The 14,934-nt window shown below is 64.6% G+C and carries 16 protein-coding genes; 7 read left to right on the plus strand and 9 right to left on the minus strand.

Annotation, left to right across the window (positions count from 1 at the left end; all coding sequences use genetic code 11):
* Nucleotides 1–42: 42 nt before the first annotated feature.
* From AC1DT7_RS22425 to AC1DT7_RS22440, 4 genes are all read left to right on the plus strand, one after another.
* On the plus strand, nt 43–789 hold the full coding sequence (locus tag AC1DT7_RS22425) for a biotin--[acetyl-CoA-carboxylase] ligase (protein WP_478038394.1): 747 nt from the start codon (nt 43–45) through the stop codon (nt 787–789).
* Nucleotides 790–890: 101 nt separating this feature from the next.
* Nucleotides 891–1,673: a type III pantothenate kinase gene (locus tag AC1DT7_RS22430; RefSeq protein ID WP_478038395.1), complete on the plus strand. Its 783-nt coding sequence runs from the start codon at nt 891–893 to the stop codon at nt 1,671–1,673.
* 132 nt (nt 1,674–1,805) lie between these two features.
* On the plus strand, nt 1,806–3,443 hold the full coding sequence (locus AC1DT7_RS22435; RefSeq protein ID WP_478038396.1) for a ribonuclease J: 1,638 nt from the start codon (nt 1,806–1,808) through the stop codon (nt 3,441–3,443).
* A gap of 4 nt (nt 3,444–3,447) precedes the next feature.
* Nucleotides 3,448–3,729 carry a DUF1467 family protein gene (locus AC1DT7_RS22440; RefSeq protein ID WP_478038397.1) on the plus strand — a complete coding sequence of 94 codons (282 nt, stop codon included), beginning with the start codon at nt 3,448–3,450 and terminating at the stop codon, nt 3,727–3,729.
* A 181-nt stretch (nt 3,730–3,910) separates the two neighbouring features.
* On the opposite strand, the gene bfr is transcribed toward AC1DT7_RS22440, so the two are convergent.
* From bfr to purL, 5 genes are all read right to left on the minus strand, one after another.
* Nucleotides 3,911–4,396: a bacterioferritin gene (bfr, locus tag AC1DT7_RS22445; protein ID WP_478038398.1), complete on the minus strand. Its 486-nt coding sequence runs from the start codon at nt 4,394–4,396 to the stop codon at nt 3,911–3,913.
* Nucleotides 4,397–4,493: 97 nt separating this feature from the next.
* Nucleotides 4,494–4,664: a (2Fe-2S)-binding protein gene (locus AC1DT7_RS22450; protein ID WP_272625780.1), complete on the minus strand. Its 171-nt coding sequence runs from the start codon at nt 4,662–4,664 to the stop codon at nt 4,494–4,496.
* A gap of 81 nt (nt 4,665–4,745) precedes the next feature.
* On the minus strand, nt 4,746–6,014 hold the full coding sequence (locus AC1DT7_RS22455) for a DUF418 domain-containing protein (RefSeq protein ID WP_478038399.1): 1,269 nt from the start codon (nt 6,012–6,014) through the stop codon (nt 4,746–4,748).
* Nucleotides 6,015–6,047: 33 nt separating this feature from the next.
* On the minus strand, nt 6,048–6,560 hold the full coding sequence (locus tag AC1DT7_RS22460) for a hypothetical protein (RefSeq protein ID WP_478038400.1): 513 nt from the start codon (nt 6,558–6,560) through the stop codon (nt 6,048–6,050).
* Between the two features lie 243 nt (nt 6,561–6,803).
* Nucleotides 6,804–9,020 (minus strand): phosphoribosylformylglycinamidine synthase subunit PurL, encoded by a 2,217-nt coding sequence (gene purL / locus AC1DT7_RS22465; protein WP_478038401.1) that lies wholly within the window; start codon nt 9,018–9,020, stop codon nt 6,804–6,806.
* 145 nt (nt 9,021–9,165) lie between these two features.
* Between purL and AC1DT7_RS22470 the strand changes: the two genes are divergently transcribed.
* Entirely contained in the window at nt 9,166–11,166 is a 2,001-nt protein-coding gene (locus AC1DT7_RS22470; RefSeq protein ID WP_478038402.1) for a GMC family oxidoreductase N-terminal domain-containing protein, read from the plus strand.
* A gap of 285 nt (nt 11,167–11,451) precedes the next feature.
* Here AC1DT7_RS22470 and rplA read toward each other — a convergent pair whose 3' ends face one another.
* The 4 genes from rplA to secE form a co-directional block, all read right to left on the minus strand.
* A complete protein-coding gene (rplA, locus tag AC1DT7_RS22475) occupies nt 11,452–12,150 on the minus strand; it encodes a 50S ribosomal protein L1 (RefSeq protein ID WP_478038403.1) in 699 nt (232 codons plus the stop codon).
* Nucleotides 12,151–12,154: 4 nt separating this feature from the next.
* Entirely contained in the window at nt 12,155–12,586 is a 432-nt protein-coding gene (gene rplK, locus AC1DT7_RS22480) for a 50S ribosomal protein L11 (protein WP_478038404.1), read from the minus strand.
* A 146-nt stretch (nt 12,587–12,732) separates the two neighbouring features.
* Complete coding sequence (gene nusG / locus AC1DT7_RS22485) at nt 12,733–13,269, minus strand: transcription termination/antitermination protein NusG (RefSeq protein WP_272627781.1); 537 nt, start codon at nt 13,267–13,269, stop codon at nt 12,733–12,735.
* Nucleotides 13,270–13,283: 14 nt separating this feature from the next.
* Nucleotides 13,284–13,481, minus strand: a complete 198-nt coding sequence (gene secE / locus AC1DT7_RS22490; protein WP_478038406.1) for a preprotein translocase subunit SecE — start codon at nt 13,479–13,481, stop codon at nt 13,284–13,286.
* 310 nt (nt 13,482–13,791) lie between these two features.
* Between secE and AC1DT7_RS22495 the strand changes: the two genes are divergently transcribed.
* Together AC1DT7_RS22495 and AC1DT7_RS22500 are read left to right on the plus strand one after the other, a co-directional pair.
* Nucleotides 13,792–14,718 (plus strand): response regulator, encoded by a 927-nt coding sequence (locus AC1DT7_RS22495; RefSeq protein ID WP_478038405.1) that lies wholly within the window; start codon nt 13,792–13,794, stop codon nt 14,716–14,718.
* A gap of 59 nt (nt 14,719–14,777) precedes the next feature.
* The coding region (locus tag AC1DT7_RS22500; protein WP_478038407.1) for a helix-turn-helix domain-containing protein at nt 14,778–14,934 on the plus strand (157 nt) is incomplete at its 3' end.

Here is a 14,934-nt window from a genome sequence, read left to right on the forward strand (position 1 = left end):
ACAATCCGCACCGTCACCGAGACGGGGTCGACCAATGCCGACATGCTGATGCTTGCCGGCAGCGGGGCCGAGGAGGGGTTCTGGCTCCGCGCCGAGCGCCAGACCGGCGGCCGCGGGCGGCAGGGCAGGGCCTGGTCGTCGCCAGAGGGCAATCTCTACGCCTCGACCCTGGTGCGGCTGCGCCCACATGACCCGCAGGCCGCCACCCTCGCCCTGGTGGCGGCCGTGGCGCTGGAAGAGGTTGTGCGAGCCTATCTTCCTTCCTTCCCCCGTGAAGGCGGGGGGACAGAGCCACAAACGGTTCGCTCCCCAATTCTGGACCCCCGCCTCCGCGGGGGAACAGCGAATGTTCCGGGACTGGCGATCAAATGGCCCAACGACCTGCTGCTGGACGGGGCAAAGCTCTCCGGCATCCTGCTCGAGCGAGCCGATGATGCGGCGGTGATTGGCATGGGCGTCAACCTTGTGCACTATCCGACCGATATCGAACGCTCCGCCACCAGCCTTGCGGCGCATGGCGCGGCGCCCGATCCTGCCGACTTCCTCGAAACCCTGGCCGATGCGTTCGAGCGCTGGCTCGGCATCTGGCGGGTCGAAGGGCTCGCCCCGATCCGTGCGCGCTGGCTGGAGCGGGGATATCAGCCTGGTACCGCGCTCACCGCCCGCCTGCCCGACGGCAGCGCGATCGACGGCCTGTTCCAGGGCCTGAGCGGAGAGGGCGCGCTCATCCTGCGCTTGGCGGACGGATCGAGCCGTGTCATTCACGCCGCCGACGTGTTCCTGATCTGATATGACTCCGTTCGTATCGAGCGCAGTCGAGAAACGGGGCTTGGTGTCAGGCAAATGTGTCTCGACTGCGCTCGACACGAACGGAAGGGATTGAGGTTCGCATGCTGCTCGCGATCGATGCCGGTAATACCAACGTGGTCTTCGCGCTCGTCGATAGCGGTACGATCAAGGCGCGCTGGCGTATCGCGACCGACCCGCGTCGCACCGCTGACGAATATGCCGTCTGGCTCAGCCAGCTCCTCACCCTCGAAGGCTATGACCGCAGCGCGGTCACCGGTGTCATCATCGCCACCGTCGTCCCCCGCGCGCTCCACAATCTCCAGACGCTCGCCCGCAAATATTTCGGCGGAGAGCCGCTCATCGCCGGCCAGCCTCCGGTCGAATGGGGCATGCAGCTCGACGTGGAGGAGCCCCATGCGGTGGGCGCCGACCGAGCGGTCAACATGATCGCGGCGCATGCGCTCCATCCCGGCGACCTGATCACCATCGATTTCGGGACCGCGACGACCTTCGACTTCTCGGACTTCCGCGGTGCGTACAAGGGCGGCATCATCGCCCCGGGCATCAACCTGTCGCTCGATGCTCTGGTCACTGCCGCAGCCAAGCTGCCGCGCATCGCGATCGAGGCACCGGCCAACACCAGCGTCATCGGCCGCGACACGGTCAGCCAGATGCATATCGGCATCTATTGGGGCTATATCGCGATGATCGAGGGGCTGGTCGCCCGCATCAAGGCGGAGGTCGGGCGGCCGGTTAAGGTGATCGCGACCGGCGGTCTCGCGACGCTTTTCGAGAAGCAGACCGATGTTTTCGACGTCATCGAACCCGACCTGACCATTCAGGGGCTGGCGATGTTGTGGGATCGCGCCCATATAAGGCCCTGACAGATTTTTCTCCGCTCAGGCGGAAACTCCATCCTCCCCCCTCGATTGCGGCGCGCACAGCGCCACGAACGCTTGAGCCGGGAGCCCCGATTTTCCGGGGATGAATAAAACCAAGAAAGAACAAAACACTACGTGACTCCCAACAAAGAACTCCTTTTCCTGGCGCTTGGCGGCTCGGGCGAGATCGGCATGAACGTCAATCTCTATGGCTGCCATGGCAAGTGGCTGATGGTCGATTGCGGCATCACCTTCGCCGATCCGCAATATCCGGGCATCGACGTGATCCTGCCCGACCTCGCCTTTATCGAGGAGCAGATCGACAACCTTGTCGGCATCGTGCTCACCCATGGTCATGAGGACCATATCGGGGCGCTGCCCTATCTCGCCGAGGACCTGGGCGTGCCGCTCTACGCGACGCCCTTCACCGCGGGCCTGATCGCCGGCAAGCTCGAAGAAGAAGGCAACGCCGACCGCGTCCGCCTCAACGTCGTGAAGCCGGGTCAGCGGGTCGATATCGGCCCGTTCGGCGTCAATTTCGTGCCGCTGTCGCACTCGATTCCCGAGGCGAACGCGCTGTTGATCGACACGCCCTATGGCCGCGTGTTCCACACCGGCGACTGGAAGCTCGACAACGCGCCCGTGCTCGGCAAGCCGGCAACGCCGGAACAGCTCGAGGCGATCGGCGACGAAGGCGTGCTCGCGCTCGTTTGCGATTCGACCAACGTGTTCAACCCCGAGGCATCGGGTTCCGAGGCCGATGTCCGCGCCGGCCTGTCCGAAGTGGTCGCCAAGGCGCGCGGTCGCGTGCTCGTCACCACCTTCGCGTCGAACGCTGCCCGGCTGCACACGCTGGGCCAGGTCGCGAAGGAATCGGGGCGCAAGCTTTGCGTTGCCGGCCGCTCGCTCGACCGCATCCTGAAGGTCGCCCGCGCCACCGGCTATCTCAAGGACTTCCCGGAAACGGTCGATCCCGACGCCGCGATGCGCCTGCCGCGCGACAAGATCATGATCGTCGCGACCGGCGGGCAGGGCGAGGAGCGCGCGGCGCTGGCGCGCGTCGCCTCCGGCTCGCACCCGATCAGCCTCGATGCCGGCGACACCGTCGTCTTCTCGTCGAAGCAGATCCCCGGCAACGAGGTGGCGATCGGTCGCATCCAGAACCAGCTCGCCGCCAAGGGCGTCGAGATGATCACCGAGCGGCAGGCGCATGTCCATGTCTCCGGCCATCCCGGCCGGCCTGAACTGGCGGCGATGTACCGCTGGATCCGCCCTGACATCCTGATGCCGGTGCATGGCGAGATGCGCCACCTGATGGAGCAGGCGCGCTTCGGCCTGTCCGAAGGCATCCCGCGCGCGCTGGTACAGACCAATGGCGACATCGTCCGGCTGGCCCCGGGGGCGCCCGAGAAGCTCGGGAATGCGCATGTCGGCCGGCTGGTGCTCGACGGCGACGTGATCCTGCCCGGCGACGGCGCGACGATCAACGAACGCCGCAAGCTCGGCCTGTTCGGCCAGATGTCGGTCGCCGTGGCGATCGACCGGGGCGGCAAGATGATCGGCCAGCCCCAGGTGCGGCTGCAGGGCATTCCGGTCGAGGAGGACCGCGATCCCTTCCTCGATGAGGCGATCGATGCCGTGATCCAGGCGACCCGCAAGGGTGGCCGCGACCGCGACAAGCTGCGCGAGGACATCCGCCTTTCCGCCCGTCGCGTGGCCACGCGCTGGACGGGCAAGAAGCCCATCGTCGATGTTCTGCTGATAGAGGCCTGATCCCATGCGCTGGCCGTCGATGCTCGCGATCTACTTCCTGTTCTGGGCCTTCTCGGTCTTCCTCGTCCTGCCCTTCGGGGTCAGGACGGCGGATGAGGCAGGTATCGAACGCGTGCCGGGCCAGGCCGAAAGCGCGCCCCACGAATTTCGCGTGGGGCGCACGGCACTGCGGGTGACGATCGTCGCGACGATCCTCTTCGGCATCTTCCTGCTGAATTATGTTTATGGCTGGGTCACGCCCCAGACGCTCGACTTCTACGGCCTGACGAACGAGGCGGCGCAGTAAAAGGGCTGCGGTCCCGATCCGCCGTCGTGCGGGACATGTCTCGGCGGCAGGTGTCACTTTTGAGAGAACGGCAACCTTGCGGGCGCGATTCAGGCTGGATCCGCTACGACGATGCTTGCTGCCCGATGGACCCCCGGAACGAGTCCGGGGTGACGGTTACTTTCCGCCGGGCGTTTCCGCCTCAGCCATCCTCATCCGCGGGTTTGCTCTGAAGCTGCACGTAATTGGCGATGCCCATACGCTCGATCATCTCGAACTGGCGCTCCAGCGTGTCGACATGCTCTTCCTCGCTGTCGAGGATGCGGCGGAACAGGTCGCGGCTGACATAGTCGCGGACCTTCTCCGAATGCTCGATCGCGTCGCGGAGGAGGGGCAGGGCCTCCATCTCCAGCGCGAGATCGGCCTTCAGCACCTCCTCGACCGTCTCGCCGATGCGCAGGCGCCCGAGCAGCTGGAAATTGGGCAGGCCGTCGAGGAACAGGATCCGCTCCGACAGCATATCGGCATGCTTCATCTCGTCGATCGATTCGTGCTTCTCGAACTCGGCGAGCTTGCGCACGCCCCAGTGATCGAACAGCCGATAGTGAAGCCAATATTGGTTGATCGCGGTCAGCTCGTTCTTGAGCGCCTCGTTCAGATAGTCGATGACCTTGGGGTCGCCCTTCATGTCGTGCCTCCGTTATGCCTGCGTAATCTAACGCAGAACGGCGACTCCGAACAGGACAAAAATGGCGGAAATCTGCGGTTTTTGCTCGCTGCGAACGCTACGCAGCCGCGCGCTCCTCGTCGATAATGGCTCGCGCGAACGGCACGCACTGGCCGCATTTCGGCTGGCGACCGAGCGTTCGATAGGCCTGGCAGGCACTTTTTGCGCCGCTGCGCGCAGCCTCGCGTACGTCCTGCTCACGAATCGCATTACAGATACAAACGACCATGGGTGCTCCCTCGCCTGACCCATGATCTAGGGATAATGCGAACTACTCGCAAGCGCTTTTGCGCATCAGTCGCATGATGGCTCAGTCGGCCGAGGCGGCGCCGCGCATCGGTTGAAAGTGCAATCGCGCCAGGGATCGCCACACCCATTCGAGCGGACCGAATCGGAAATGGGCGAGCCATGGCTTCGACCAGAGCAGCATCAACACCCAGATAGCGACTACAACGAGAGAAAGCCCGGCGCGTGACACATGGTCGTACAGGCCGAAACCATAGCCGTAGAACAGGGTCGAGCAGATCAGGCTGGTGCCGAGATAATTGGAAAAGGCCATGCGCCCCGCCGCCCCGAACCTCTCGGCGATCGCGCCGCCCGACCGGGCGAGCAACACGATAAGGCAGGCCCAGCCGATGATCATGAGCGGGCGGAAGAGCGTCGGCAGCGCCAGCACGCCGAGCACCAGCGGGACCATCGCGAAACCCTGCGCGGCGACATACCAGGCAAGCACCGCCGACGCCGGTATGCCTACGCCGAAGCCGATGATGATCCAGCACAGATAGCGCCTGCGGTCCCACGCGCCGGTGAGCATCCCCGATTTCAGGCACGCCATGCCGAGCAGCATATAGCCGAGCGTTTCCAGCCCGACAGAGGTGAGCGTGCGCGTCGTGGTCGACACCGCTTCCCCAAGCCGGTGTTCGACGAGCGGGGCATAGGGACCGCGATGCAGCGCCATGTCCTTGGCCAGTTCATCGGGGGTCGGAACGCCGAAACCGCGCCTGAGCGTCTGATACTGCTCGACCGTCTCGGTGCTTGGATGGGGGGCCTGCACCGCGGCCACGGTCGCGTGGATGCTCATCGTCATGCTGGCGATCATCGCCATCTCGGTCAGCAGCAGGACGATCGCGATCCCGACCAACTTGTACGGCGGTTTGTCGCGGAAGAAATACGCGACGCCGCCCATCAGCGCATAATGGTGGAGGATATCGCCCCACCACAGCAGGATCATATGCGCCTCGCCGAACAGGAACAGCCAGAACATGCGCGAGAAATGCACCCGCGCCGGATTCTCCCGCCTGGCTGTCGCGCGATCGATCACCAGCAGCATCGACGCGCCGAAGAGGAAGGAGAACAGGCCGCGCATCTTGCCGTCGATCAGAATGAAATCGACAGTCCATATCGCCAGGTCGATGCCGGTATGCCCGCCAAAGGCGGCGGGGTTCATATAGGCCGCCTCGGGCATCGCGAAGGCGACGATGTTCATCACGAGGATACCCATCACGGCGACACCGCGGATCACGTCCAGCGTCGCGAGCCTGCGCGGTGTTGCGTCCGCTCTCGAATGATCGGGGGGCATGGAGTTCCTTAGGGGCCGGTCCGGCGCCCGCTCTTATATCAATATCCGCTCGAGGCGAATCGACGGCGCGCCGGCGAAGTGCCAGCGCCGGGCGGCGCGGGCCACCAGCGCGATGGGGATGCCGACCAGCAGGATATGGCTGAACGACTGGATCGCCATGTCCATCGGATCGGTCAGCGGGAAGAGGATCGGCCAGCGCCAAGGCAGGACGATCCACCACAGTGCCACCCACAACGTCCCGCAGGCGAGCCCGCTTGCCAGGGCGAAGCGATTGACCGGCGCGAGGCGGGCCGCGAGCAGCAGATAGGCCGTTGCGACCAAGGCCATGATCGTGAAGTGAAGGATCAGGCCGATCGCCGCGAGCACGAAACGGTCATAGGATTCATCCGTGACGACCGCGCCGCCGATACCACGCAATACCCCAAGCGGAGTACCGCCAGCCAGGACAGCGAAGACGAAGCCGGAAAGGATATCGAGCGTCCCCGCGATGGTCGTCGCAATCACGATCGCCCGTACGATCGCCGTTCCCGAATAATTGGGTTCCATGATGTTGCCCCCAAACTCTCATGCGCAGAGTATAGGCCGGGCGGGGTTCAGTCCATGCGCTCCTCAGCGCCTTTTGGATCACCAGTTTCAATCTGGACCATTTATCACCGATTGCGCAGACCTTCACATCAACCGGCCCGGTCGGCAGCACGATCTCGCGGATGACGTTCTCGGTGACATCGGTCGGTCCGGGTGTCGCGATCTGGGCCTGCTAGGTGTAGCTGTCTGAAAGCCGGGGATTCCTCAGACCAGCGTGTCGCCCATCAAGGTCGGGAAGAAGCCCTCATGCGCCGCGCGCAGATCGGCCAGGGTCACGACATGGTCGTCGTCCGGCAGCTCGAAGATCAGCCGGCCGGCGATGGTCCGCCCGATCCGCTCCACCTCGATCCCGGCCGCACCGGCGCCCGCCAGCGTATCGAGCAGGGCGTGGTCGGCGACCGTCACGACGTACAGGCCCTGGTCCTCGCCGAACAGCGAGCAGGCGACGCCGCAGGGCAGGGGAGCGTGCAGCATCGCGCCGATGCCGCCCGCCAGCGCCATCTCGGCGATCGTCACCGCGACGCCGCCGTCGGACACGTCATGCACCGCGGTGAACGCGCCCGAGGCGATATGCGCGCGCACGAACTCCCCGTTCCTGCGCTCGGCGGCGAGATCGACCGGCGGGGGCGGGCCCTCTTCGCGACCATGCACTTCGCGCAGCCAGAGCGACTGGCCGAGATGCCCGCGCCGCGTGCCGACCAGCAGGATGACGTCGCCGGTGCCCTTGAACGCGATCGTCGCAGATGTCGACCAGTCGTCGAGCAGGCCGACGCCGCCGATCGCTGGGGTCGGCAGGATCGCGCTCCCCGTGCCGTCGTCATTCTTGGTCTCGTTGTAAAGGGACACGTTGCCGCTCACGATCGGGAAGTCGAGTGCGGTGCACGCCTCGGCCATGCCCTCGATGCAGCCGACGAACTGGCCCATGATCTCGGGCCGCTGCGGGTTGCCGAAATTCATGCAGTCGGTCGTGGCGAGCGGCTTGGCGCCGACCGCGCTGAGATTGCGATACGCCTCGGCGATTGCCTGCTTCCCGCCCTCATAGGGATCGGCATAGCAATAGCGCGGCGTGCAATCGGTCGTGATCGCCAGGCCCTTTTGCGTGCCATGCACGCGCACCACCGCCGCATCGCCGCCCGGCCGCTGCACCGTGTCGGCACCGACCATGTGGTCATACTGCTCCCAGATCCAGCGGCGGCTGGCGACATCCGGCGAGCCCATCAGCTTGAGCAGGTCGGCCGCGATATCGGTCGTGTCGGGCACATTGGCCAGCGGCGCCGGCGGCGTGGTCTTCACATAGGGCCGGTCATAAGCCGGCGCTTCGTCGGCCAGCGGGCCGAGGGGAATGTCGGCGACCGTCTCGCCCTGCCATTTCAGCACCATGCGGCCTGTATCGGTGACGTGGCCGATCACGGCGAAATCCAGCTCCCATTTATGGAAGATCGCTTCGGCGAATGCCTCGCGGCCGGGCTTGAGCACCATGAGCATACGCTCCTGGCTCTCGCTCAGCATCATCTCGTACGGCGTCATGCCGGTCTCGCGCTGCGGCACTGCATCCATCACCAGCTCGATACCGACGCCGCCCTTGGACGCCATTTCGACCGAGGACGAGGTCAGGCCGGCCGCGCCCATGTCCTGGATCGCGACGATCGCGTCGGACGCCATCAGTTCCAGGCACGCCTCGATCAGCAATTTCTCGGTGAACGGGTCGCCGACCTGCACCGTCGGGCGCTTCTCCTCCGAATCCTCGGAGAAATCGGCCGAGGCCATGGTCGCGCCGTGAATGCCGTCGCGCCCGGTCTTGGACCCGACATAGACGATCGGATTGCCGATGCCCGAAGCAGCCGAATAGAAAATCTTGTCCTGCTCGGCGACGCCCACCGTCATCGCATTGACCAGGATGTTGCCGTCATAGGCGCGGTGGAAATTCACCTCGCCGCCGACCGTCGGCACGCCAACGCAATTGCCGTAACCGCCGATGCCATGGACCACGCCCGCGATCAGGTGGCGCATCTTGGGGTGATCGGGCCGGCCGAACCGCAGCGCGTTGAGATTGGCCACCGGCCGTGCGCCCATGGTGAACACATCGCGCAAGATGCCGCCGACTCCTGTGGCCGCGCCCTGATAGGGCTCGATGTACGACGGGTGGTTGTGGCTCTCCATCTTGAAGATCGCCGCCTGGCCGTCGCCGATGTCGATCACGCCGGCATTCTCGCCCGGGCCGCAAATCACCTGAGGACCGGTCGTCGGCAGCTTCTTGAGATGGATACGGCTGGATTTGTACGAGCAATGCTCGGACCACATCACGGAGAAGATGCCGAGCTCGGTCAGGTTCGGCTCGCGTCCCATGGCGTGCAGCACGCGCTCATATTCTTCAGGGGAAAGCCCGTGCTGGGCGACGATCTCGGGGGTGATCTGGCTCATGTCCGCGGGCTTTAACGAGGCATGAGCAAGCGGGCTAGGGGGCAGTCGCTCCGGCGCCAAACCGTTTCGTCGCTCCCGACGCATCCCGCTCGCGACTGTCATTCGCCAAAGCTACGGTACGACAGGGACATAGGGGGCAATCACCATGCGCGTGCCGTTCAATTCGCTGCAGGCCGCGATCCTGAAGGCGTTGACCGAGGCGCTGTTCCACGGCGTCGACATGAAGATCCCGCCGGAGCGGGTCGTCGCCAATCTCCAGCATCAGTTCGGCATGGTCGAGGGGAACAAGCCGCGCGAGATCGGCCTTACCCTTTATCTTATCTGCCTGTTCATGGGTGGCCCCTTTTTCCTGTGGATGGGGCCGGGCTGGCGGGCGAAGCGCGTGGCGAAGCGGCTCAAGCGCAGCCGGAACAACCTGATGCAGGATCTCGCCCGGATCCGAGGCATCGTCTATGCCGGCTATTACGGCCATTGGGTCGGCGCGGCCGAGGCCGACAATGACGATAATCCGGTATTGAAGGCGATCGGATTCGAGCTACCGCACCAGCGCGTGCGCGGTCCCGGCGAGGTGAAGATCGAGCTCTTTCCCGGTCGCGACCTGGCCCATTACGATGTGCTCGATCCCAGCGAGGCGCCTGATTCGGCCGAGGTTATCGTGATCGGATCGGGGGCCGGCGGCGCGGTTTCCGCTGCGAACCTGGCGCGCCACCATGATGTGCTGGTGATCGAGGCCGGCCCGCATTTTCCCTCGACCGCGATGACGCATGAGGAACGCCGCATGACGGCGCGGCTGTTCGTCGATGGCGGCGTCCAGACGAGCCGGGACCATGACATCGTCGTCTTCCAGGGGCGCTGCGTCGGGGGCTCAACCGCGATCAACAACGGCATCGCCTTGCGCGTGAAGCAGGACGGCCTGACCCATCCCCACGCGAACGACGTGTTCGCGACCTGGGCGGCGCTCGGCGCGCCAGTCGACACGGCCCGGTTCGAGGCTGCCTATCGCGCGGTCGAGACTCGGCTCGGCATCGAGCCGATCGACCCGAAGAGCGGCCGCCACAATGGCACGCATCTGCTGAGCGGCTGGGCCGCACACACCGCCGCCAGCGCCGACCCGATGGATGCGGCATCGCCCGCGCTCTGGTTCAGCAAGAATTACGGTCCGCGCAGCCTGAAGGCGGATTGCGCCTATTGCGGTTACTGCAACACCGGCTGCCCCTATGGCCGCAAGCAGGGCATGGCCCAGTCCTTCCTGATCGACGCGCGCCGCGCCGGCGCCCGCATCCTCGCCGAGACCAGGGTCGAGAAGATCGTCTGGGGTGATGCGGATGGCGCCGGGCGCCGGATCGCGACCGGCGTCGAAGTCCAGCTGCCCGATGGCAGTAGCCGCACGATCAGGGCGACCAGGGGCGTGGTCGTGGCCGCCGGCACAATGGCGTCGAGCCGCATCCTGCACGACAGCGGCATCGCGGGCACGGGGGAGGGCATCTCGCTCAACATTGCCTGCCCGGTGGTTGCGCTCATGCCCGGCCAGCAACGCGCCTGGGACGAGGACCAGATGGCGACCTATGTCGACCGCGGCGACTTCCTGCTCGAATCGCACTTCCAGCCGCCGATGAGCATGTCGACCTTGATGCCGGGCTGGTTCGGCGACCATGCCGACCGCATGCTCAACTATAACCGCCTTGCCTCCGCAGGCATTCTCTTTCCGGCCGACCGGCAGGGCAGGCTGATCGGCGGCAGTCTACACTTCAAGCTGCGTGCCGATGTCGAGATGCCCCTGCTTCGGCGCGCGCTCGCGACCCTTGCCAAGGTGCATTTCGCCGCAGGGGCAAGCGAGGTCTATCCGGCACTCGCGCGCGGCCAGACTCTGCGCAAGGGCGTGGATATCGACGCCTTTTTCGATCGCCATATCGGCGAGGCGGACGACGTTACCCTGTCCAGTTCACATCCACAGGGGGGCAATGCGCGCAACGCCGATCCGGACAAGGGGGTGGTAGACCTCGATTGCCGCGTCCATGGCACTGCCAATGTGCTGGTCACCGACGCGAGCACCTTTTCGAGCTGCATCCGCGTGAATGCCCAACTCACCACCATGGCGATGGCGCATTATGCGACTTCGGTAAGCCCGTTCGGTCCAATCTCGTGAAAGCGCATCCCCGGCGTCTGCCTCGGCCCTGCTTTCCTCGCAGTTAGTCCAACAGCCTCTGGGCCTCGAGATAGTCGAGAAATGCCAGCGTATCGGGCTCGACCGTATCAACCGACACCCATAGTCCCTGGCGAGCGCCTGGTAGAGATCGCGTGGCTGGGCGGGGTGGGTCAGATAGTCTGCGCCTCGACTCCGGCACCGATAGCGCCGCCGCGTACGGCAGTCCGCATAGCAAAAGGGCCGGGGTTTCCCCCGGCCCTTCGCAACTTGTTCATCCGGACTGGATCAGGCCGCGGTGACTTCCGCGGTGTCCACCTTGATGCCGGCGCCCATGGTCGAGCTGACGGCGATCTTGCGGACATACTTGCCCTTGGCGCCCGACGGCTTGGCCTTGACGATCGCATCGACCAGCGCGTCGAAGTTCGCGCGCAGGTCTTCGGCCGGGAAGCTTGCCTTGCCGATGCCGGAATGGATGATGCCGGCCTTCTCGACGCGGTACTCGATCTGGCCGCCCTTGGCCGCCTTGACGGCTTCGGCGACGTTCATCGTGACCGTGCCCAGCTTCGGGTTCGGCATCATGCCCTTCGGGCCCAGGATCTTGCCCAGGCGACCGACGACACCCATCATGTCCGGCGTCGCGATGCAGCGATCGAAATCGATCGTGCCACCCTGGATGATCTCCATGAGATCCTCGGCGCCGACGACGTCAGCACCCGCTTCGCGCGCTTCGTCGGCCTTGGCGCCCTTGGCGAACACGCCGACGCGCACGGTCTTTCCGGTGCCCTTGGGCAGCGTGACGACGCCGCGGACCATCTGGTCGGCATGGCGGGGGTCGACGCCCAGGTTCAGCGCGACTTCGATGGTTTCGTCGAACTTCGACGTTGCGTTGGCGCGAGCCAGCGAGATCGCTTCGTCGATGCCGTGCAGCTTCTCGCGGTCGATTGCGGTGGCGAGGGTCTTCGCCTTCTTGGTCAGCTTTGCCATGTTCTCAGCCCTCCACCACTTCGAGGCCCATCGCGCGGGCAGAGCCTTCGATGATGCGGGTCGCCGCGTCGATATCGTTGGCGTTCAGGTCCTTCATCTTCGCTTCGGCGATCTGGCTCAGCACGGAGCGCTTGATCTTGCCAGCCGAAAGCTTACCCGGCTCCTTGGAGCCCGACTTCAGGTTCGCGGCCTTCTTGATGAGATAGGACGCAGGCGGCGTCTTGGTCTCGAACGAGAAGCTGCGATCCGCGTAGACGGTGATGACGGTGGGAAGCGGCGTGCCGACTTCCTGGTCACCGGTCTGCGCGTTGAACGCCTTGCAGAATTCCATGATGTTCACGCCGCGCTGACCCAGAGCCGGGCCGATTGGCGGGCTGGGGTTGGCCTTGCCGGCCGGCACCTGCAGCTTGATATAGCCTGTAATCTTTTTTGCCATGTCTCACTCTCTTTCAAGTTTAGCGGTCCTGACGACGGTCCGAAGACTGCCTCCCGCATCGTCCCGGCAAACGCCGGAACTGCCGAGTTTCGGCCGTTGCGCGTGACCGCGCAGCGGCCCCGGCCTCCGCCGGGGCGACGAACGAATTACTTCGCCCGCTCGACCTGTTCGAATTCCAATTCCACCGGGGTGGCGCGACCGAAGATCGACACCGACACCTTGACGCGACTGCGATCGAAATCGAGTTCTTCGACGATGCCGTTGAAGCTCGCGAACGGGCCGTCGAGCACCTTCACCGAATCGCCGATCTCGTAATCGACCTTCATCTTCTGCTTCGGCGCGGCGGCTGCTTCCTCCTTCGAGTTGAGCATCCGTGCCGCTTCGGCTTCGCTGATCGGCTGGGGCTTGCCCATCGACCCGAGGAAACCGGTCACCTTCGGTGTGTTCTTCACCAGGTGATACACGTCGTCGTTCATGTTCAGCTTGGCGAGCACATAGCCCGGCATGAACTTGCGCTCGACCGCCACCTTCTTGCCGCGGCGAGCCTCGGTGACGGTTTCGGTCGGGACCTCGATCTGCTCGACCAGGGCGTCGAGGCCCATGCGGGTCGCCTCCGCCATGATCGAGTCGCGCACCTTGCCCTCGAACCCGGAATAAGCGTGAATGATGTACCAGCGCGCCATGTCTCTACCCAAAATCAGTTCGCGAGGCTCAGCAGCATCTTCACGATCGCCTCGAAGATCGTATCGATCCCGAAGAAGAAGATCGCCAGCATCGTCGTCATGATCATGACCATAACGCCGGTCATGACGGTCTCGCGGCGGGTGGGCCAGACGACCTTCTTGGTCTCCGCCTGCACCTGCCGGATGAACTCTAACGGTGTCGTCTTCGCCACGCTGCTCAGCTCGCTTTTCAAAACGCACAAGATCGAGGCATGGAGCCGCTGCCCGGGTCCCAGGGAACCGGCGCCGTCCAATCCTCGATTTCGGATTGACCGCGCAGATAACCCCGACGCGCCCGGAAAGCAAGAGACGACGCCTTTTGGACCGCCAGCCCGTCCGAAGCCGGCGTCGGCCAGCGCTGCCATCCAATATTACGCGCCGATCGAAGTGAATCCCGCACCAGTTTATCAATGTCGCGATGGTAACTCGCAATGGATGAGAGGATAGTGAACAATCGTTATCCAAGACGAACGAGTGGTCATCATGGGTGGTTGGCTCAAACCGTTTTCCGATGCCAGCTATGCACCGCATGGATATTGCCTGCTCTGGGATCCGACGCTCGTCTGGACTCATGTAATCGCCGACGCGCTGATCGCTGTCTCCTATTTCTCTATCGCCCTCGCGCTGTTCAGCCTGATGCGCAGGCGCCGGGACATCCGTTATGGCTGGATGATCAGGCTGTTCGCGACCTTCATCCTGGCTTGCGGCGCCACGCACGCAATGTCCATCTGGACGCTACGGCACGGCAATTACGGCGCGGAGGCAATGCTGAAGGCGCTCACCGCCGCCGCCTCGGTGGCGACGGCGATCATGTTGTGGCCGCTGATTCCAAAGGCGGTGGCCCTTCCCTCGACGGCATCGCTTGCCGCGGCGAATGCCGAACGGGCCGAGGCGATCACGTCGCGCGACGCCGCAATGAACGAGATGCGCACGCATATGGCGCAGCGCGAACAGGCCGAACGCGCGCCGCCGCACGAGACGAAGCCCGAGGCCGAAGTCGATGCGGAGACGGCGCTGACCGGGCTCAACATCCTCGTCATCGATGACGATCCTGATGTGCTGCACACCGTCGCCGCGATTATCGAGGCGCGGGGGGCAACGACGGTCATCGTTGAGGATGGGCGCGCAGGCCTGGCGGCCGCCGGGCTCGGAGGCATCGACATGGCGATCGTCGATTTCGCCATGCCGAGGCAGGATGGTGCCGAAGTCGCCGCCCGATTGCGCAAGGCGCATCCGGAACGGCCGGTGCTGATCGTGACCGGTTTTTCGGAGTCGGCAAGCTGGATGCGGTGCTCGAACGGGACGTGGCCCTGCTACGCAAGCCGTTTTCCAGCGAGGCGCTGGTTCGCGCGATCAGCCAACTGTTACCGGGGAAGCACTAGAGTCGAATTCGACCGAGTTGAATCATAGGATTCCGTGCGGGGTGATTTTGTGATTCAAGATGCTGACTGGGCTGGAGGTCAGCATGTATGGGCAAACCTTATTCTGACGATTTGCGGGCGCGGGTGGTCGCGTCGATGGCGGGTGGACGCACGTGCCGCGAGGCTGGGACGATATTTGGCGTAGCGCCGAGCACGGCGGGTAACTGGTATCGTCGTTATCAACAGACGAGCGGCTATTCTGCAC

The sequence above is a fragment of the Sphingomonas sp. P3_C6 genome (genome assembly GCF_056402595.1).